General features: G+C 42.5%; 15 protein-coding genes. All 15 read left to right on the plus strand.

What is annotated here, in order from left to right:
- Nucleotides 1–77 precede the first annotated feature (77 nt).
- The 15 genes from gatC (at nucleotide 78) to O3646_RS06040 (ending at nucleotide 14,959) form a co-directional block, all read left to right on the plus strand.
- Nucleotides 78–380 carry an Asp-tRNA(Asn)/Glu-tRNA(Gln) amidotransferase subunit GatC gene (gatC, locus tag O3646_RS05970; RefSeq protein WP_002884769.1) on the plus strand — a complete coding sequence of 101 codons (303 nt, stop codon included), beginning with the start codon at nucleotides 78–80 and terminating at the stop codon, nucleotides 378–380.
- Entirely contained in the window at nucleotides 380–1,846 is a 1,467-nt protein-coding gene (gatA, locus tag O3646_RS05975) for an Asp-tRNA(Asn)/Glu-tRNA(Gln) amidotransferase subunit GatA (RefSeq protein WP_031572932.1), read from the plus strand. Before gatC ends, gatA begins: the two co-directional genes overlap by 1 nt.
- The gene (gene gatB, locus O3646_RS05980) at nucleotides 1,846–3,288 is read left to right on the plus strand and encodes an Asp-tRNA(Asn)/Glu-tRNA(Gln) amidotransferase subunit GatB (RefSeq protein WP_003005611.1); all 1,443 of its coding nucleotides are present in this window, start codon (nucleotides 1,846–1,848) and stop codon (nucleotides 3,286–3,288) included. Before gatA ends, gatB begins: the two co-directional genes overlap by 1 nt.
- Nucleotides 3,289–3,387: 99 nt before the next feature.
- Nucleotides 3,388–3,771 (plus strand): hypothetical protein, encoded by a 384-nt coding sequence (locus tag O3646_RS05985; RefSeq protein WP_070505222.1) that lies wholly within the window; start codon nucleotides 3,388–3,390, stop codon nucleotides 3,769–3,771.
- A gap of 137 nt (nucleotides 3,772–3,908) precedes the next feature.
- Nucleotides 3,909–4,952: a 2,3-butanediol dehydrogenase gene (locus O3646_RS05990; RefSeq protein ID WP_070449886.1), complete on the plus strand. Its 1,044-nt coding sequence runs from the start codon at nucleotides 3,909–3,911 to the stop codon at nucleotides 4,950–4,952.
- A 94-nt stretch (nucleotides 4,953–5,046) separates the two neighbouring features.
- Nucleotides 5,047–5,958, plus strand: a complete 912-nt coding sequence (locus O3646_RS05995; RefSeq protein WP_070449882.1) for a DMT family transporter — start codon at nucleotides 5,047–5,049, stop codon at nucleotides 5,956–5,958.
- Between the two features lie 143 nt (nucleotides 5,959–6,101).
- The gene (locus O3646_RS06000; RefSeq protein ID WP_368397788.1) at nucleotides 6,102–7,190 is read left to right on the plus strand and encodes a DUF4352 domain-containing protein; all 1,089 of its coding nucleotides are present in this window, start codon (nucleotides 6,102–6,104) and stop codon (nucleotides 7,188–7,190) included.
- Nucleotides 7,191–7,335: 145 nt separating this feature from the next.
- Nucleotides 7,336–8,481, plus strand: a complete 1,146-nt coding sequence (locus O3646_RS06005) for an amidohydrolase (RefSeq protein ID WP_368397789.1) — start codon at nucleotides 7,336–7,338, stop codon at nucleotides 8,479–8,481.
- A gap of 120 nt (nucleotides 8,482–8,601) precedes the next feature.
- Nucleotides 8,602–9,429, plus strand: a complete 828-nt coding sequence (locus O3646_RS06010) for an amino acid ABC transporter substrate-binding protein (RefSeq protein WP_118095487.1) — start codon at nucleotides 8,602–8,604, stop codon at nucleotides 9,427–9,429.
- 24 nt (nucleotides 9,430–9,453) lie between these two features.
- Nucleotides 9,454–10,317: a MetQ/NlpA family ABC transporter substrate-binding protein gene (locus O3646_RS06015; protein ID WP_049492388.1), complete on the plus strand. Its 864-nt coding sequence runs from the start codon at nucleotides 9,454–9,456 to the stop codon at nucleotides 10,315–10,317.
- 72 nt (nucleotides 10,318–10,389) lie between these two features.
- Nucleotides 10,390–11,763, plus strand: a complete 1,374-nt coding sequence (locus tag O3646_RS06020) for a M20/M25/M40 family metallo-hydrolase (RefSeq protein WP_368397790.1) — start codon at nucleotides 10,390–10,392, stop codon at nucleotides 11,761–11,763.
- A complete protein-coding gene (locus O3646_RS06025; protein WP_070662629.1) occupies nucleotides 11,756–12,823 on the plus strand; it encodes a methionine ABC transporter ATP-binding protein in 1,068 nt (355 codons plus the stop codon). Before O3646_RS06020 ends, O3646_RS06025 begins: the two co-directional genes overlap by 8 nt.
- The gene (locus tag O3646_RS06030) at nucleotides 12,820–13,512 is read left to right on the plus strand and encodes a methionine ABC transporter permease (protein WP_003008487.1); all 693 of its coding nucleotides are present in this window, start codon (nucleotides 12,820–12,822) and stop codon (nucleotides 13,510–13,512) included. The genes O3646_RS06025 and O3646_RS06030 overlap by 4 nt, the downstream gene beginning before the upstream one ends.
- Nucleotides 13,513–13,524: 12 nt before the next feature.
- Entirely contained in the window at nucleotides 13,525–14,121 is a 597-nt protein-coding gene (locus O3646_RS06035; protein WP_342983251.1) for an MptD family putative ECF transporter S component, read from the plus strand.
- The gene (locus tag O3646_RS06040; protein ID WP_371610672.1) at nucleotides 14,111–14,959 is read left to right on the plus strand and encodes an S-adenosyl-l-methionine hydroxide adenosyltransferase family protein; all 849 of its coding nucleotides are present in this window, start codon (nucleotides 14,111–14,113) and stop codon (nucleotides 14,957–14,959) included. The genes O3646_RS06035 and O3646_RS06040 overlap by 11 nt, the downstream gene beginning before the upstream one ends.

A 14,959-nucleotide genomic window follows, 5' to 3' on the forward strand; every position in this document is an offset into this window, starting at 1 on the left:
CTAAGGCAAGCAAATTGGGCTAAATTATGGTAAAATAGAGGGTATTGAAAAATCATCATTTCACGAAAGGAAGCAAGATGAAAATTACGCAAGAAGAGGTAACCCACGTTGCCAATCTTTCAAAATTGAAATTCTCTCCAGAAGAGACAGCTGAATTTGCGACAACCTTGTCTAAAATTGTCGACATGGTGGAATTGTTGGAAGAAGTGGACACAACAGGTGTTGCCCCAACAACGACTATGGCGGATCGTAAGACCGTATTGCGTCCGGATGTTGCTGAAAAAGGGACGGACCGTGACCGCTTGTTTAAAAATGTACCTGAAAAAGATAACTATTACATCAAGGTACCAGCTATCCTAGAAGATGGAGGAGATGCCTAATGTCATTCAACCATAAAACCATTGAAGAGTTGCACGACCTCCTTGTTTCTAAGGAAATTTCGGCAACCGAATTGACACAAGCTACGCTTGATGATATCAAGGCGCGTGAAGAAGCGGTTAATGCCTTTGTAACGGTGGCCGAAGAAGCAGCTCTTGCACAAGCCAAGGCCATTGATGAAAAAGGAATCGATGCAGACAACCTCCTGTCAGGGATTCCACTCGCTGTCAAAGACAATATCTCAACAGATGGTATCTTGACAACTGCGGCTTCAAAAATGCTCTATAACTACGAGCCAATCTTTGATGCGACAGCGGTTGCCAATGCCAAAGCCAAAGATATGATTGTCATCGGAAAGACCAACATGGATGAATTTGCCATGGGTGGATCTGGTGAAACTTCTTACTATGGACCAACCAAGAATGCATGGGACCACAGCAAGGTGCCTGGTGGATCTTCTAGTGGTTCAGCAGCTTCTGTCGCTTCAGGTCAAGTCCGTTTGTCCCTTGGTTCAGATACAGGTGGTTCTATCCGTCAACCGGCTGCTTTTAATGGGATTGTTGGTCTCAAACCAACTTATGGAACAGTTTCCCGTTTTGGTCTCATTGCTTTTGGTAGCTCACTCGACCAAATTGGGCCGTTTGCACCAACGGTTAAGGAAAATGCCCTCTTGCTTAATGTTATTGCCAGTGAAGATGATAAAGATTCAACTTCAGCGCCAGTGCGCGTAGCAGACTATACTTCTAAGATTGGTCAAGACATTAAAGGCATGAAGATTGCCCTTCCGAAGGAATACCTTGGGGAAGGGATTGACCCAGAAGTCAAAGAAACTATCCTTAAAGCGGCCAAACACTTTGAAAAATTGGGAGCAACTGTCGAAGAAGTCAGCTTGCCTCATTCTAAATACGGAGTTGCCGTATACTACATCATCGCTTCATCTGAAGCTTCTTCAAACTTGCAACGTTTCGATGGGATTCGCTATGGTTTCCGTGCGGAAGATGCTAAAAACTTGGATGATATCTACGTGAACACTCGTAGCCAAGGCTTTGGTGATGAGGTTAAACGCCGGATCATGCTTGGTACCTTTAGTTTGTCATCTGGTTACTACGATGCTTACTACAAGAAAGCTGGCCAAGTCCGTACCCTCATTATCCAAGACTTCGAAAAAGTCTTTGCGGATTACGACCTTATCCTTGGTCCAACAGCTCCAAGTGTAGCCTTTGATTTGGATTCGCTCAACCATGATCCGGTTGCCATGTACTTGGCTGACCTCTTGACCATTCCAGTCAACTTGGCAGGTCTTCCAGGAATTTCGATTCCTGCAGGTTTTGCGCAAGGTCTTCCAGTTGGTTTGCAGTTGATTGGTCCTAAGTATTCTGAAGAAACTATCTACCAAGCTGCAGCTGCCTTTGAAGCTACGACGGATTACCACAAGCAACAACCCCTTATTTTCGGAGGTGACAATTAATGAATTTTGAAACAGTCATCGGACTTGAAGTCCACGTTGAATTGAATACAAACTCAAAAATTTTCTCACCAACCTCTGCCCACTTTGGGAACGAGCAAAATGCCAACACCAATGTGATTGACTGGTCTTTCCCAGGGGTGCTTCCTGTCTTGAACAAGGGTGTTGTGGATGCTGGGATCAAGGCTGCTTTGGCCTTGAATATGGATATCCATCAGCATATGCACTTTGACCGTAAGAACTATTTCTACCCTGATAATCCAAAGGCCTACCAAATTTCACAATTTGACGAACCAATCGGTTACAACGGTTGGATTGAAGTACAATTGGAAGACGGCTCAACTAAGAAAATCGGAATTGAACGGGCCCACTTGGAAGAAGATGCCGGTAAGAACACCCACGGAACAGATGGCTTCTCTTATGTAGACCTTAACCGTCAAGGGGTGCCCTTGATCGAAATCGTTTCTGAAGCAGATATGCGTTCTCCAGAAGAAGCCTACGCTTATTTGACAGCTTTGAAAGAAGTCATCCAATACACAGGTATTTCAGATGTCAAGATGGAAGAAGGATCGATGCGGGTCGATGCCAACATTTCCCTTCGCCCATACGGTCAAGAGGAATTTGGTACCAAGACTGAGTTGAAAAACTTGAACTCTTTCTCAAACGTCCGTAAAGGTCTTGAATACGAAGTTGAGCGTCAAGCGAAAATCTTGCGTTCAGGTGGTGTCATTCGCCAAGAAACACGTCGTTATGATGAAGCTAACAAGAGCACGATTCTTATGCGTGTCAAAGAAGGAGCAGCGGATTACCGTTACTTCCCAGAACCAGACCTTCCCTTGTTTGAAATCTCAGATGAGTGGATCGAGGAAATGCGTACGGAGTTGCCAGAGTTTCCAAAAGACCGTCGTGCTCGCTATGTGGCAGAGCTTGGTTTGTCTGACTATGATGCCAACCAATTGACAGCGACGAAAGTTACTTCTGATTTCTTTGAAGCAGCGGTAGCCCTTGGTGGTGATGCCAAACAAGTCTCTAACTGGCTCCAAGGTGAAGTCGCACAATTCTTGAATGCAGAAGGCAAGACCCTTGAAGAAATCCAATTGACGCCGGAAAATTTGGTCGAAATGATTGCCATTATCGAAGATGGAACGATTTCATCTAAGATTGCCAAGAAAGTCTTCGTTCACTTGGCGAAAAACGGTGGCGGTGCGCGTGAATACGTCGAAAAAGCCGGATTGGTACAGATTTCAGACCCTGAAGTCTTGATTCCAATCATCCACCAAGTCTTCGCAGACAATGAAGCAGCCGTAGCCGACTTCAAGTCAGGGAAACGGAATGCGGACAAGGCCTTCACAGGCTTCCTCATGAAAGCAACCAAAGGCCAAGCTAACCCACAAGTAGCCCTCAAGTTACTTGCCCAAGAATTGGCTAAGTTGAAAGAAGAGTAATAGATAAAGAACCAGCCGAAAGGTTGGTTTTTACTATCCATAAAATTGTGTTAGAATAGGAAAGACCATTACATATCAACTATCATTAGGAGGAGTCACATGAACAAATTTTTAAGAGTTTTATTTATCCTAGTCATTATCGCTATGTCTGGAGCGATTATCTTCCAACTATTCTTTCCATCCTATATGGGAAGTCATTCGGGATATGGTATTTCTGTCGGTTGGCAACGGGAGATTGGGATTTGGAATATGGCAGTCCTTGTGATCTTGATTGCCGTCAATCTCAAATACGATTGGTTTTATCTTCGGACGGTACTAGTGGCCTTGATCATTGGTGGGTTTGGAATTGGGACCAATCATCTTTTCAGTTATTTTCACTATCATCTGCCGGTCAATGGGATTGGTGCGCTTGAAAATTATCTCCTTGTCCTTGGTTGGATTGTTGGGTGGAGATTGGAATCTTCTCGGATCAAGAAGAAATAAGAAGGAGCAGTCGAAGGGCGGCTCTTTTTTCATCTTCAGTTTTTTCTTGACAAAGTTTGTGAAAAGGCTTACAATGGATTTGTTGAGTTTCCTGAAAAGGAAAATGCAAATCATGGAAATATAAAGGAGATTATCCTATGGCTACTATGAAAGCAGCTCGCTGGCATGCAGCAAAAGACGTTCGTATCGAAGAAGTGGAAGTACCTGAAGTACAACCACATCAAGTAAAAGTGGCAGTTAAGTTCACAGGGATCTGTGGGACGGACTTGCATGAATATTTGGATGGACCGATCTTCATCCCAACTGAAGAACATGTGTATTCTGGTCAAAAAGCACCGGTTACTTTGGGACATGAATTCTCTGGTGAAATTGTAGAAGTCGGAAGTGATGTGACTCGTGTCAAAGTTGGGGATCGCGTGACGATTGAACCAATTTTGGCAAAACATAACCTAATCGGTGACTATAACCTTGATCCAAACTTGAACTTTGTCGGCCTTGCTGCAGATGGTGGTTTTGCCAAATATTGTGTCCTTGACGGTGACATTGTCCATGTGATTCCAGATGGCTTGAGCTATGAACAAGCTGCGCTTACAGAACCTGCAGCTGTGGCTGTTTATGCCGTTCGTCAATCTGCATTGAAAACTGGGGATACAGCCGTTATCTTTGGCTTGGGTCCAATCGGTCTTTTGATTGTTGAAGCCCTTCGTGCAGCAGGAGCATCAAAAATCTATGCGGTTGAATTATCTCCTGAACGCCAAGCGAAAGCGGAAGAATTGGGAGCAATCGTTGTTCGCCCAGAAGAAGGAGAAACAATCGTCGAAGCCATCCATCGCTTGACAGGTGGTGGAGCAGATGTTTCTTATGAAGTGACTGGAGTTCCAGTTGTTTTAGGTCAAGCCCTTGCAGCTGTTCATAAAGCTGGGGAATGTATGGTCGTATCTATCTGGGAACGTGAAGCTAGCATCAATCCAAATGAATTCGCTATCCAAGAAAAATCTCTCAAAGGAATTATTGCCTACCGTCATATTTTCCCTAAAGTATTGGAATTGATGGAACAAGGCTACTTCTCTGCTGAAAAATTGGTTACCAAGAAAATTAAATTGGAAAATATCGTTGAAGAAGGATTTATTGAATTAACACAAGATAAATCTCAAATCAAGATTTTGGTTCAACCTGAATAAGCGAATAAATTTATATGAAATATATGAGGCTGAAACGTTTCGTTTCGGCCTTTTATGATACAATAAAAGTAAGGAACAGATTTAGGAGGGGACTATGTCAAAGACGATGAAAGGAACACTCATGACCTTGATCGCCGGGATCGCTTGGGGACTATCCGGAGTTAGCGGGCAATATTTAATGGTTCATGGATTTTCGGCTATTGAGTTAACAAATCTCCGTTTGCTTTTTTCTGGAATTGTCCTTATTCTTCTTTCCTACGTTGCAGATAAGGAGAAGTTTTTGGCCTTTGCCAAAGATAAATCTTCCTACCTTCCCCTTCTTATTTTTGCCTTTTTAGGATTGTTATTGACTCAGTTGACCTATTTAGAGGCGATTGCTGAAACCAATGCTGGGACTGCTACGGTGTTACAGTATCTCTGTCCAGTGGGAATTTTAGCCTATACCTGTATCATTGATAAGGTGGCCCCTACACTAGCAGAAGTGTTTTCGATGCTTCTAGCGATTGGTGGCACATTCTTAATAGCAACCCATGGTCAACTCAATCAATTGGCCATCAATCCCAAAGGTTTGGCTTGGGGAGTGGTGTCAGCATTTGCCTATGCCCTTTACATCATTCTACCTCTGAACTTAATTCAAAAATGGGGAAGCATGCTGGTGATTGGAGTTGGGATGACTATTCCAGGAATCCTAATGCTCCCTTTTAGTGGTCTTCTCTCTTCTTCTGGAAACTACAGACTCGATACCTGGATGGCCCTTTTTGGCTTGGTGGTGATTGGGACGATTTTTGCCTATACAGCCTTTCTGAAAGGAACCTCTTTGGTAGGAGCCGTTAAAGGAAGCTTGCTGGCGTCCTTTGAGCCTGTTTCGGCAGTTTTCTTTGCCTTTGTCATTATGAAGGAGCATTTTTTTATGGTTGATGTGATTGGGATGGCCATGATCCTCCTTGCAGTTCTCTTGATTTCCCTCAAGGATTTCATGATTCAAAAAGAAAAAGGAATCTTGTAAAACCAAGACCTATCATATTTTAGTTAAAAGGTTGAGACGAAGGTCTTGGCCTTTTTATGATAGGGAAGAGTTATCACTATATAGCGTATACATAGATAGAAAAAGATGTTAAAATAGAACAAAACTTTTTTAAGGAGATAAGGATGAAAAAGATTTTTAAATGGACCCTATTTGCTGTGGCGACCTTTAGTTTAGCGGCTTGTGGGACTGGTGCTCAAAAGACCAATTCGCAGCAAGCAAAGACAGAAAAAGCAGCGAAAACTTCCGCATCTGACGGTCAAGTCGAGGTGAGTCTAAAAGGAGGGCAATACATCAAGCCACCTGTCCTCAATGACTCAGAAGACGGCACTTATTTGGCCCTTCAATTGGAATTTAAGAATGTTGCCAAAGAATCTATCAACGTGTCAGATTCAGATATCACTATTTACGATGCGGATAATAACAAGGTCAAATTGCAGTCAGGAATTTATGACCACAGTGAAGCCTTCCAACTGCTCAAGAGTGATCAGTTGGCCCAGGATAAAAAATTAACCGGCTATATCGTTTTTCCAGTCGAAAAAGGCAAGAAGTACGAAGTGCAGTATGAACGAAAAACCTATAGCTCTGATAAAAAATCCAAACCTCTAAAATTTGCGGTGAATTCTTCTCAGTATGAGGACAAGGTGGAAGCTTCCACTATTCTAGCAGATGAATACATCAATCAAGTTTACTTCAGTGGCCAACGAAAGGTCAAAAAGGATGACGCTTTTGTTTTGGGAACTGATTTGAAAAAGGAACGCAGTGATTTCCGTGCGAAATTTGCGGCTGATTTTACTCGTAAACTACATGATTACCAATTCCCTGAAGAAGAAGTGACCCAGTTTATCGATGCTTATGAAAAAGAAAATGCTAAGCGTGCGAAATTAACCTATAAGGTTAAACAATATCTCCCGGACAAGGTGATCATTAGTCTAAATCCTGAGACGGTCAGCATGGAAAAGACGATTTTAAACCACATGCAGACCTTCTATCAAGAACATCGGAAAGATTATTCGAGTATCATTGAGGCCAATCAGGCTCAAAACAAAGCCTATAGAGAGGAAATGATGGCTTCTCTTGCGGATCGTCCCTTGACGACGCCGGATCGGTACGACTACCAGTTGACCTTTGTTAAAAAAGATGGCAAATGGGAAGTGGAAAAAGCCTATAATAGTGATAGCTTTATGGAAAAATTCGAGGGAAATCTTTCTTAATGCGGAAGTTGGCACTCCTAGAACGTGAATCTAGGAGTGTTTTTATCTATAGTTTAAAACTATATCAAAACCCAAGAAACAGGAATTAGACGGAAACACCTATTAGTGATAGAATAATTTTAAGTTTGAAAGGAGATGAAGGCTTGTGTCTTTTTCTTATGAAGAGTTAGCAGAGATTCGCCACTATATCCACCAACACCCTGAATTGTCTGGTCAAGAATACCAGACAACCGCCTTTCTAAGGGAACGTTTGGAAAAGTTGGGGATTCGTATTTTAGAGAGTGGGTTAAAAACTGGTCTGATTGCAGAAATTGGGTCCGGCCAACCAGTGGTGGCGCTACGTGCAGATATCGATGCCCTTCCAATTTTGGAACAAACGAATCTTCCCTACCAAAGTCAACATCCAGGTGTCATGCATGCTTGTGGTCACGATTTTCATCAAACCAGTCTTCTAGGAGCAGCAGCTCTTCTCAAGGAAAAAGAAGACCAGCTGGAAGGAACAATACGCTTGATCTTTCAACCGGCAGAAGAAATTTCAGAAGGTGCTTCTGACGTTTTAGCAACAGGACTGTTGGAGGATGTTCAAGGAATTATTGGTTTTCATAATATGCCTCAGCTAAAAGCAGGACAACTTGCTTTGAATGCTGGAGCTATGATGGCAGGGGTAGAGAAATTTAAGGTCACTGTAACAGGGGTTAGTAGCCATGCTGCAAGACCGGATTTAGGAGTTGATACGGTAACAGCCGTCACAACCATGGTTCAGAATGTACAATTATTAATTTCACGGACCGTTTCTCCTTTTGAAACAGCTGTTTTGTCTATTACTCACTTGGATGTAGGCTCAACCTGGAATGTACTCCCTAAATCAGGTTATTTTGAAGGAACGATTCGCTCCTTTAATCCGAGTGTGCAAAGAGAGTTGAAGGAACATTTCATTTCGATCATTCGCCATATAGCAAAAAGCTTGGAAGTGGATGTGGCTTTTGAGTGGGGAGTGACCCCGCCTGTTACCTTTAATGATGAGGAATTGACCAAAGTCGTTTGGGAAGCTTCACAAGACTTGGCTGAGGTGCTTCCAGCAAATCCATCTACAGCTGGAGAAGACTTCGCCTTTTATCAAGAACGAATTCCTGGAGTCTTTGCCTTTATCGGTTCAAATGGAGAGCCGGATGCGCCAGACCTCCATCATGATCACATGACCATCGATGATGCAGCCTTTGAGGTATCGGTTCCCTATTATGTTGAAAATGCGCAAGCTTTATTGCGATATTTTAAGGCCAAAGAAGTGTGATAAAGAAAAACTATCACCTCCATAAAAAATATATATTAGGCAAGTAAATGCTTTTTTGATAAAATTAAAAAATACTTTTAAAATGGCGTTTTATGTGCCTGAAACGAATAAGGAGATCCTATGAATCTAAAAAAAGTGATTAAGTATTCTGCTTTAGGATTAGTTGCAGTCCTTGCAACCAGTGCTTTAGTAGCATGTTCATCTGGTAAATCAGCCAGTGGTAAGAAAACCATTGAAGTTGGGACTGTTGGAACAACCAAACCATTCTCTTACGAAGAAAAAGACGGCAAGCTAACCGGTTATGAAATCGAAGTTTTGCGTGAAATCTTCAAAGGCTCAGACAAATATGAAGTAAACTTTAACAAAACAGAGTGGTCTTCCGTCTTTGCTGGCTTAGATAGTGACCGTTTCCAAATCGGTGCCAACAACATTAGTTACTCAAAAGAGCGGGAAGAAAAATACCTCTATCCAAATCCATATGCTCGCAATCCATTAGTGTTGGTCGTACCAAAAGATTCTTCTATTAAATCGTTGGATGACATTGGTGGCAAGAAAACAGAAGTTGTTCAAGGAACATCTACTGCTAAACAATTAGAAGATTTCAATAAAAAACATTCAGATAATCCAACTGACTTACAATACACAGATGGAACCATTCAAACCATCATGGCTAATTTAGCGGATGGTCGTACAGATTACAAGATCTTCGAACGGATCTCAGTAGATACTATCATTCGTGATCAAGGCTATGACAACTTGAAGGTTATCGAGCTTCCAAGCGACCAACAACCTTATGTGTATCCAATTATTGCAAAAGAAGATAAAGACCTTCAAAAATTTGTCAACAAACGTATCAAGGAACTCTATGACAATGGAACCCTTGAAAAACTGTCTAAAAAATACTTTGGTGGAGTTTATCTACCAGAAGCAAAAGATATTAAAGAATAATATATAATTAAAGGAGACTTCAAAATGAAATTGAAAAAAATTCTTGGTTTAACAGCTCTTGCAGCTATTGCAACATTTGCTCTTGCAGCATGTGGTTCTTCAAAATCATCTAGCAAAGATGGTGAAACAACTGTAAAAGTAGGTGTCATGACTTTGAGCGATACTGAAAAAGCTCGTTGGGATCAAGTTCAAAAGAACTTGGATGACGCTAAAACAGGAATCAAATTGGAATTCACTCAATTTACAGACTACTCACAACCAAACGTGGCTGTAAAAGATGGTAGCGTGGATATCAATGCTTTCCAACACTACAACTTCCTTGATAACTGGAACTCTAAAAACGACAATGCCCTTGTTGCAGTAGCAGATACGTACATCGCTCCAATCCGTCTTTACTCTGGTACAGAAAACGGTAAAAACAAATACACTTCAATTAAAGAAATTCCTAAAGGTGGAACAATCGCTGTACCAAATGACCCAACAAATGAAAGCCGTGCCTTGTATGTCTTGCAATCAGCAGGTTTGATTAAATTGGATACTAAGGATGGACAATTGGCAAACGTGTCAAACATCAAAGAAAATTCAAAAGATTTGAAGATTTCTGAATTGGATGCTTCACAAACACCATCTGCTCTTCCATCAGTAGATGCTGCAGTCATCAACAATACCTTCGTTCGTGAAGCAGGCGTTGATTTCAAAAAAGCTATCTATGTTGAAAAGAAAGACAACAACTCAAAACAATGGTACAACGTGATCGCTGCTAAGAAAGATTGGGAAAAATCTGATAAAGCAAAAGCAATCAAAGAAATCATCAAAGCCTATCACAAAGACAATGTGAAGAAAGTGATCGAAGAATCTTCAGAAGGAATGGACCAACCAGTCTTCTAAGATTTGATCTCAAGTGTATGAAGGAGGTGGAGAAGCAATTCTCTACCTCTTATCGTGTATTAGGAGGAATGCATGCCTTTTGCAACAGAAGCGGAACAAATCCGTAAATTTGAAAATGATGAGGTCGCACAACATTATTTTGAAGTGTTGCGAACCTTGATTTCAAAAAAATCCATCTTTGCCCAACAAGTTGGTCTCAAGGAAGTAGCCAACTATTTGGGAGAAATTTTTACAGCTGCAGGAGCCAAAGTCGAAGTGGATGATAGCTATACAGCACCTTTTGTGATTGCCAAATTTTTCTCGCCAAATCCTGAAGCCAAAACCATCATTTTTTATAACCACTATGATACGGTACCAGCTGATGGAGATCAACCTTGGACGGGAGATCCCTTCACCTTATCTGTTCATTATGGAACCATGTACGGTCGAGGGGTTGATGATGACAAGGGGCATATCACAGCTCGTCTCACAGCTCTTCGAAAATACATTCGTGAAAGTGGCGATTTGCCAGTCAATATCACCTTTATCATCGAAGGGGCAGAGGAGTCTGCATCGACTGACTTGGATAAATACTTGGCCAAACACAAGAAACACTTGCGTGGGGCAGACCTCCTAGTCTGGGAACAAGGCACACGAAATAATCAGGGTCAGTTGGAAATTTCCGGTGGTAGCAAGGGGATCGTCACTTTTGATATGGTGGTGAAGAGTGCAGAAGTGGATATCCATTCCAGCTATGGTGGCGTGGTGGACTCTGCTTCTTGGTATTTGTTAAATGCTATCGCCAGTCTTCGTGACAAAGAAGGCCGAATCTTGGTGGATGGGATTTACGATCAGATCCAAGAACCCAATGAACGCGAGCTAGCTTTGATCGAGCAATATGCCAACAAAGGACCAGAAGATGTAGCGGAAACCTATGGTCTAAGCCTTCCAATCTTGAAGGAAGACCGAAAAGAATTCCTACGCCGTTTCTATTTTGAACCAGCCCTGAATATTGAAGGTTTTGGCTCTGGTTACCAAGGACAAGGTGTTAAAACGATTCTTCCGGCAGAGGCACGTGCCAAGATGGAGGTGCGTTTGGTTCCTGGACTGGATCCCAAGGATGTCTTAGAAAAGATCAAGCAGCAATTGAAGAAAAATGGCTATGATCAGGTCGAATTGGTCTATACTCTCGGTGAAATGAGTTACCGAAGTGATATGAGTGCCCCATCGATTTTAAATGTCATACGGCTGGCCAAAGATTTCTATAGAGAAGGAGTTTCTGTTCTTCCAACAACAGCGGGAACAGGGCCAATGCACACGGTCTTTGAGGCTTTGCAGGTGCCGATGGCAGCCTTTGGAATTGGCAATGCCAATAGCCGTGATCATGGGGGCGACGAAAATGTGAAAATCGCCGATTATTACACCCATATTGAATTGATAAAGGAGTTAATAGCAAGTTATGAGTAAAGCAATGATTCAGCTGGACCACATTGATGTGACCTTCCAGCAAAAGAAACGTCAGATCCAAGCCGTCAAAGATGTGACCATTCATATTAATGAAGGCGATATCTATGGGATTGTAGGGTATTCCGGAGCCGGGAAATCGACCTTGGTTCGGGTGATCAATCTCTTGCAAGTGCCTAGCGCCGGAACCATCACTGTGGATGGAGATGTGATTTATCAAGATCAGGTGACCCTAAAACCGGCTGCCCTTCGGGAGAAACGTCGGGATATCGGGATGATCTTCCAACACTTCAACTTGATGGCTCAAATGACTGTCGCAGAAAATGTAGCCTTTGCTCTTAAACATTCTAAATTGAACAAAGAACAAAAGAATGAGAAAGTGGCGAAATTGTTGGAATTGGTTGGTCTAGCTGACCGTGCAGAGAATTACCCAGCACAATTGTCTGGTGGGCAAAAGCAGCGGGTAGCGATTGCGCGTGCCCTTGCCAACGATCCAAAAATTTTGATCTCAGATGAGTCAACTTCAGCCTTGGATCCAAAGACGACCAAACAAATTCTAGCTTTGTTGCAAGAGTTAAACAAAAAACTTGGCTTAACCATTGTCTTGATCACCCATGAGATGCAAATTGTCAAAGATATTGCCAACCGGGTAGCTGTCATGCAAAATGGCGAACTGATTGAAGAAGGGTCTGTGTTAGATATCTTCTCGAATCCGAAAAATGCTTTGACGCAAGACTTTATCACGGTTGCAACAGGAATCGATGAAGCCATGGTGAAAATCAATCAACAAGCGATTGTGAAGAACTTGCCTGATGATTCGATTTTAGCGCATCTTAAGTATGCAGGTTCTGTGACAGATACAGCCATCATCAATGATATTTACAAGCAGTACCAAGTATCTGCCAACATTTTATTTGGGAACATCGAGATCCTTGATCACACTCCTGTCGGAGAATTGGTGGTCATCTTATCAGGTGAGACTCAAAATCTGGAAACGGCCAAAGCTGAGTTAGAAAATGCAGGAGTTTCCGTGACTATTGTGAAAGATGGGAGAAAAGCATGATCCAGTTAATTCAAACATATTTACCAAATGTCTATAAATTAGGGTGGTCTGGCCAGTATGGATGGGGAACCGCTATTTACTTGACTCTTTACATGACCGTTATTTCCTTCATTATTGGTGGATTTTTAGGTTTGGTGACAGGACTTTTGTTAGTCTTGACCCGTCCAGGTGGTGTCATCGAAAATAGAATCGTTTTCCAAATTTTGGATAAGATTACTTCCTTGTTCCGCGCCATTCCTTTCATTATCTTGTTGGCCTTTATTAATCCCTTGACCTACTTGCTCTTGAAAAATACCATCGGTCCTACAGCAGCCCTTGTTCCGCTATCCTTGGCTGTCTTTCCATTCTTTGCCCGCCAAGTCCAAGTGGTCTTGTCCGAGTTGGATGGAGGCGTGATTGAAGCAGCGCAAGCCAGTGGGGCAACCTTCTGGGATATTGTCGGAGTCTACCTGCGTGAAGGGCTTCCTGATTTGATCCGTGTGACAACAGTGACCATCATTTCCTTGATCGGAGAAACCGCCATGGCGGGTGCCGTTGGTGCTGGAGGATTAGGAACCTTGGCCATCAACTACGGGAAAAATATGTTTAACAATGATGTCATCTTTGTGGCGACCTTATTGATCCTGATTCTGATCGTTCTGGTCCAATTTATCGGGGACTTCCTTTCGAAGAAAATTAGCCACCGTTAGGATCAGTATCCAATGAATAGAATAAACGTGAATCAAATAAAACAAGTTGGAGCCTTCACTTTCCTCTATTTTCTTGCGATTGGACTGGGGGTCTTAGTTGGAAATCTGGTCGATCATCAAGGAAATATGTTTTATGCTCCTGCCTTTTCAGCCTTGTTTGGCGGGACGATCTACCGCTATTATCTAGAAAAAATAAAAGGAGTTGGATCTATCTTTATAGTTGGCTGCGTGATCGGATCCTTCTTCCTCTTTTCACGTCACGGCGCAGGGGCCTTTATTCCAGCCTTGATCGCCGGAAGTTTTGCGGAGATGGTCGCCTCAAGTGGTCGTTTTCGCTCGAATTTACGAAATGCCTTGTCTTTTGTTATTTTTGCCTTTGCGACAACAGGGCCCATTCTTATGATGTGGTTCTATCCAGCCAGTTACCGCATGTCGTTACTGGATCGTGGTAAATCGATAGACTATGTCAATCGGGTGATGGTATCACCAGATCTAGCGACCATCACTTGGTTTGTCCTCACGGTCATACTGGGTGCTGGATTAGGATGGGGGCTATCGAACATCCTTCTTCCATTATTGGCCAAAAAAGGAGATAAAGATGCACAATAATTTACTAGTTCTTCAGTCAGACTTTGGTTTGGTGGATGGAGCAGTATCCGCTATGATTGGGGTTGCTTTAGAAGAATCACCAACCATTAAAATTCACCACTTAACTCATGATATTACCCCCTACAATATCTTTGAAGGGAGTTACCGTCTCTTTCAGACAGTAGATTACTGGCCAGAAGGGACAACCTTTGTTTCGGTGGTCGATCCTGGTGTCGGTTCCAAACGAAAGAGTGTCGTAGCTAAAACGGCGAAAAATCAATACATTGTCACTCCGGATAATGGAACTCTCTCTTTTATCAAGAAACATGTAGGGATTGTTGCTATCCGTGAGATTTCAGAAGTGAAGAACCGCCGGGCCAATACAGAGTTTTCTTATACCTTCCATGGGCGTGATGTCTACGCCTATACAGGAGCTAAGTTGGCCAGTGGCCATATTAGTTTTGAAGACGTCGGACCAGAACTCAGTGTCGAACATATTGTGGAAATCCCAGTGGTTGAGACGGTTCTTGAGGATAATCTTGTTAAAGGTGCAGTTGATATCCTAGATGTGCGCTTTGGTTCTCTTTGGACTTCCATTACTCGGGAAGAGTTCAATCATTTGGCACCCGAATTTGGGGAACGTTTTGAAGTAACCATCTATAACAATGACATGCTGGTTTACCAAAACCAAGTAACCTACGGTAAGTCTTTCGCCGATGTGCGAATTGGACAGCCAATCCTTTATATCAATTCCCTTTATCGTGTTGGTCTTGCCATCAACCAGGGATCCTTTGCCAAGGCCTATAATGTAGGAGTTGGGGCTTCTTGGCATATCGAGATTAGAAAAATGGAAAATTAA

The organism is Streptococcus sp. 27098_8_148, assembly GCF_041432105.1.
In the GTDB taxonomy this organism is placed as follows: domain Bacteria; phylum Bacillota; class Bacilli; order Lactobacillales; family Streptococcaceae; genus Streptococcus; species Streptococcus parasanguinis_AE.

What these genes read in the sequence shown, in the direction of transcription:
- gatC (WP_002884769.1), top strand. Translation starts at nt 78, where the DNA reads ATGAAAATTACGCAAGAAGAGGTAACCCACGTTGCCAATCTTTCAAAA.
- gatA (WP_031572932.1), top strand. Translation starts at nt 380, where the DNA reads ATGTCATTCAACCATAAAACCATTGAAGAGTTGCACGACCTCCTTGTT.
- gatB (WP_003005611.1), top strand. Translation starts at nt 1,846, where the DNA reads ATGAATTTTGAAACAGTCATCGGACTTGAAGTCCACGTTGAATTGAAT.
- O3646_RS05985 (WP_070505222.1), top strand. Translation starts at nt 3,388, where the DNA reads ATGAACAAATTTTTAAGAGTTTTATTTATCCTAGTCATTATCGCTATG.
- O3646_RS05990 (WP_070449886.1), top strand. Translation starts at nt 3,909, where the DNA reads ATGGCTACTATGAAAGCAGCTCGCTGGCATGCAGCAAAAGACGTTCGT.
- O3646_RS05995 (WP_070449882.1), top strand. Translation starts at nt 5,047, where the DNA reads ATGTCAAAGACGATGAAAGGAACACTCATGACCTTGATCGCCGGGATC.
- O3646_RS06000 (WP_368397788.1), top strand. Translation starts at nt 6,102, where the DNA reads ATGAAAAAGATTTTTAAATGGACCCTATTTGCTGTGGCGACCTTTAGT.
- O3646_RS06010 (WP_118095487.1), top strand. Translation starts at nt 8,602, where the DNA reads ATGAATCTAAAAAAAGTGATTAAGTATTCTGCTTTAGGATTAGTTGCA.
- O3646_RS06015 (WP_049492388.1), top strand. Translation starts at nt 9,454, where the DNA reads ATGAAATTGAAAAAAATTCTTGGTTTAACAGCTCTTGCAGCTATTGCA.
- O3646_RS06020 (WP_368397790.1), top strand. Translation starts at nt 10,390, where the DNA reads ATGCCTTTTGCAACAGAAGCGGAACAAATCCGTAAATTTGAAAATGAT.
- O3646_RS06025 (WP_070662629.1), top strand. Translation starts at nt 11,756, where the DNA reads ATGAGTAAAGCAATGATTCAGCTGGACCACATTGATGTGACCTTCCAG.
- O3646_RS06030 (WP_003008487.1), top strand. Translation starts at nt 12,820, where the DNA reads ATGATCCAGTTAATTCAAACATATTTACCAAATGTCTATAAATTAGGG.
- O3646_RS06035 (WP_342983251.1), top strand. Translation starts at nt 13,525, where the DNA reads ATGAATAGAATAAACGTGAATCAAATAAAACAAGTTGGAGCCTTCACT.
- O3646_RS06040 (WP_371610672.1), top strand. Translation starts at nt 14,111, where the DNA reads ATGCACAATAATTTACTAGTTCTTCAGTCAGACTTTGGTTTGGTGGAT.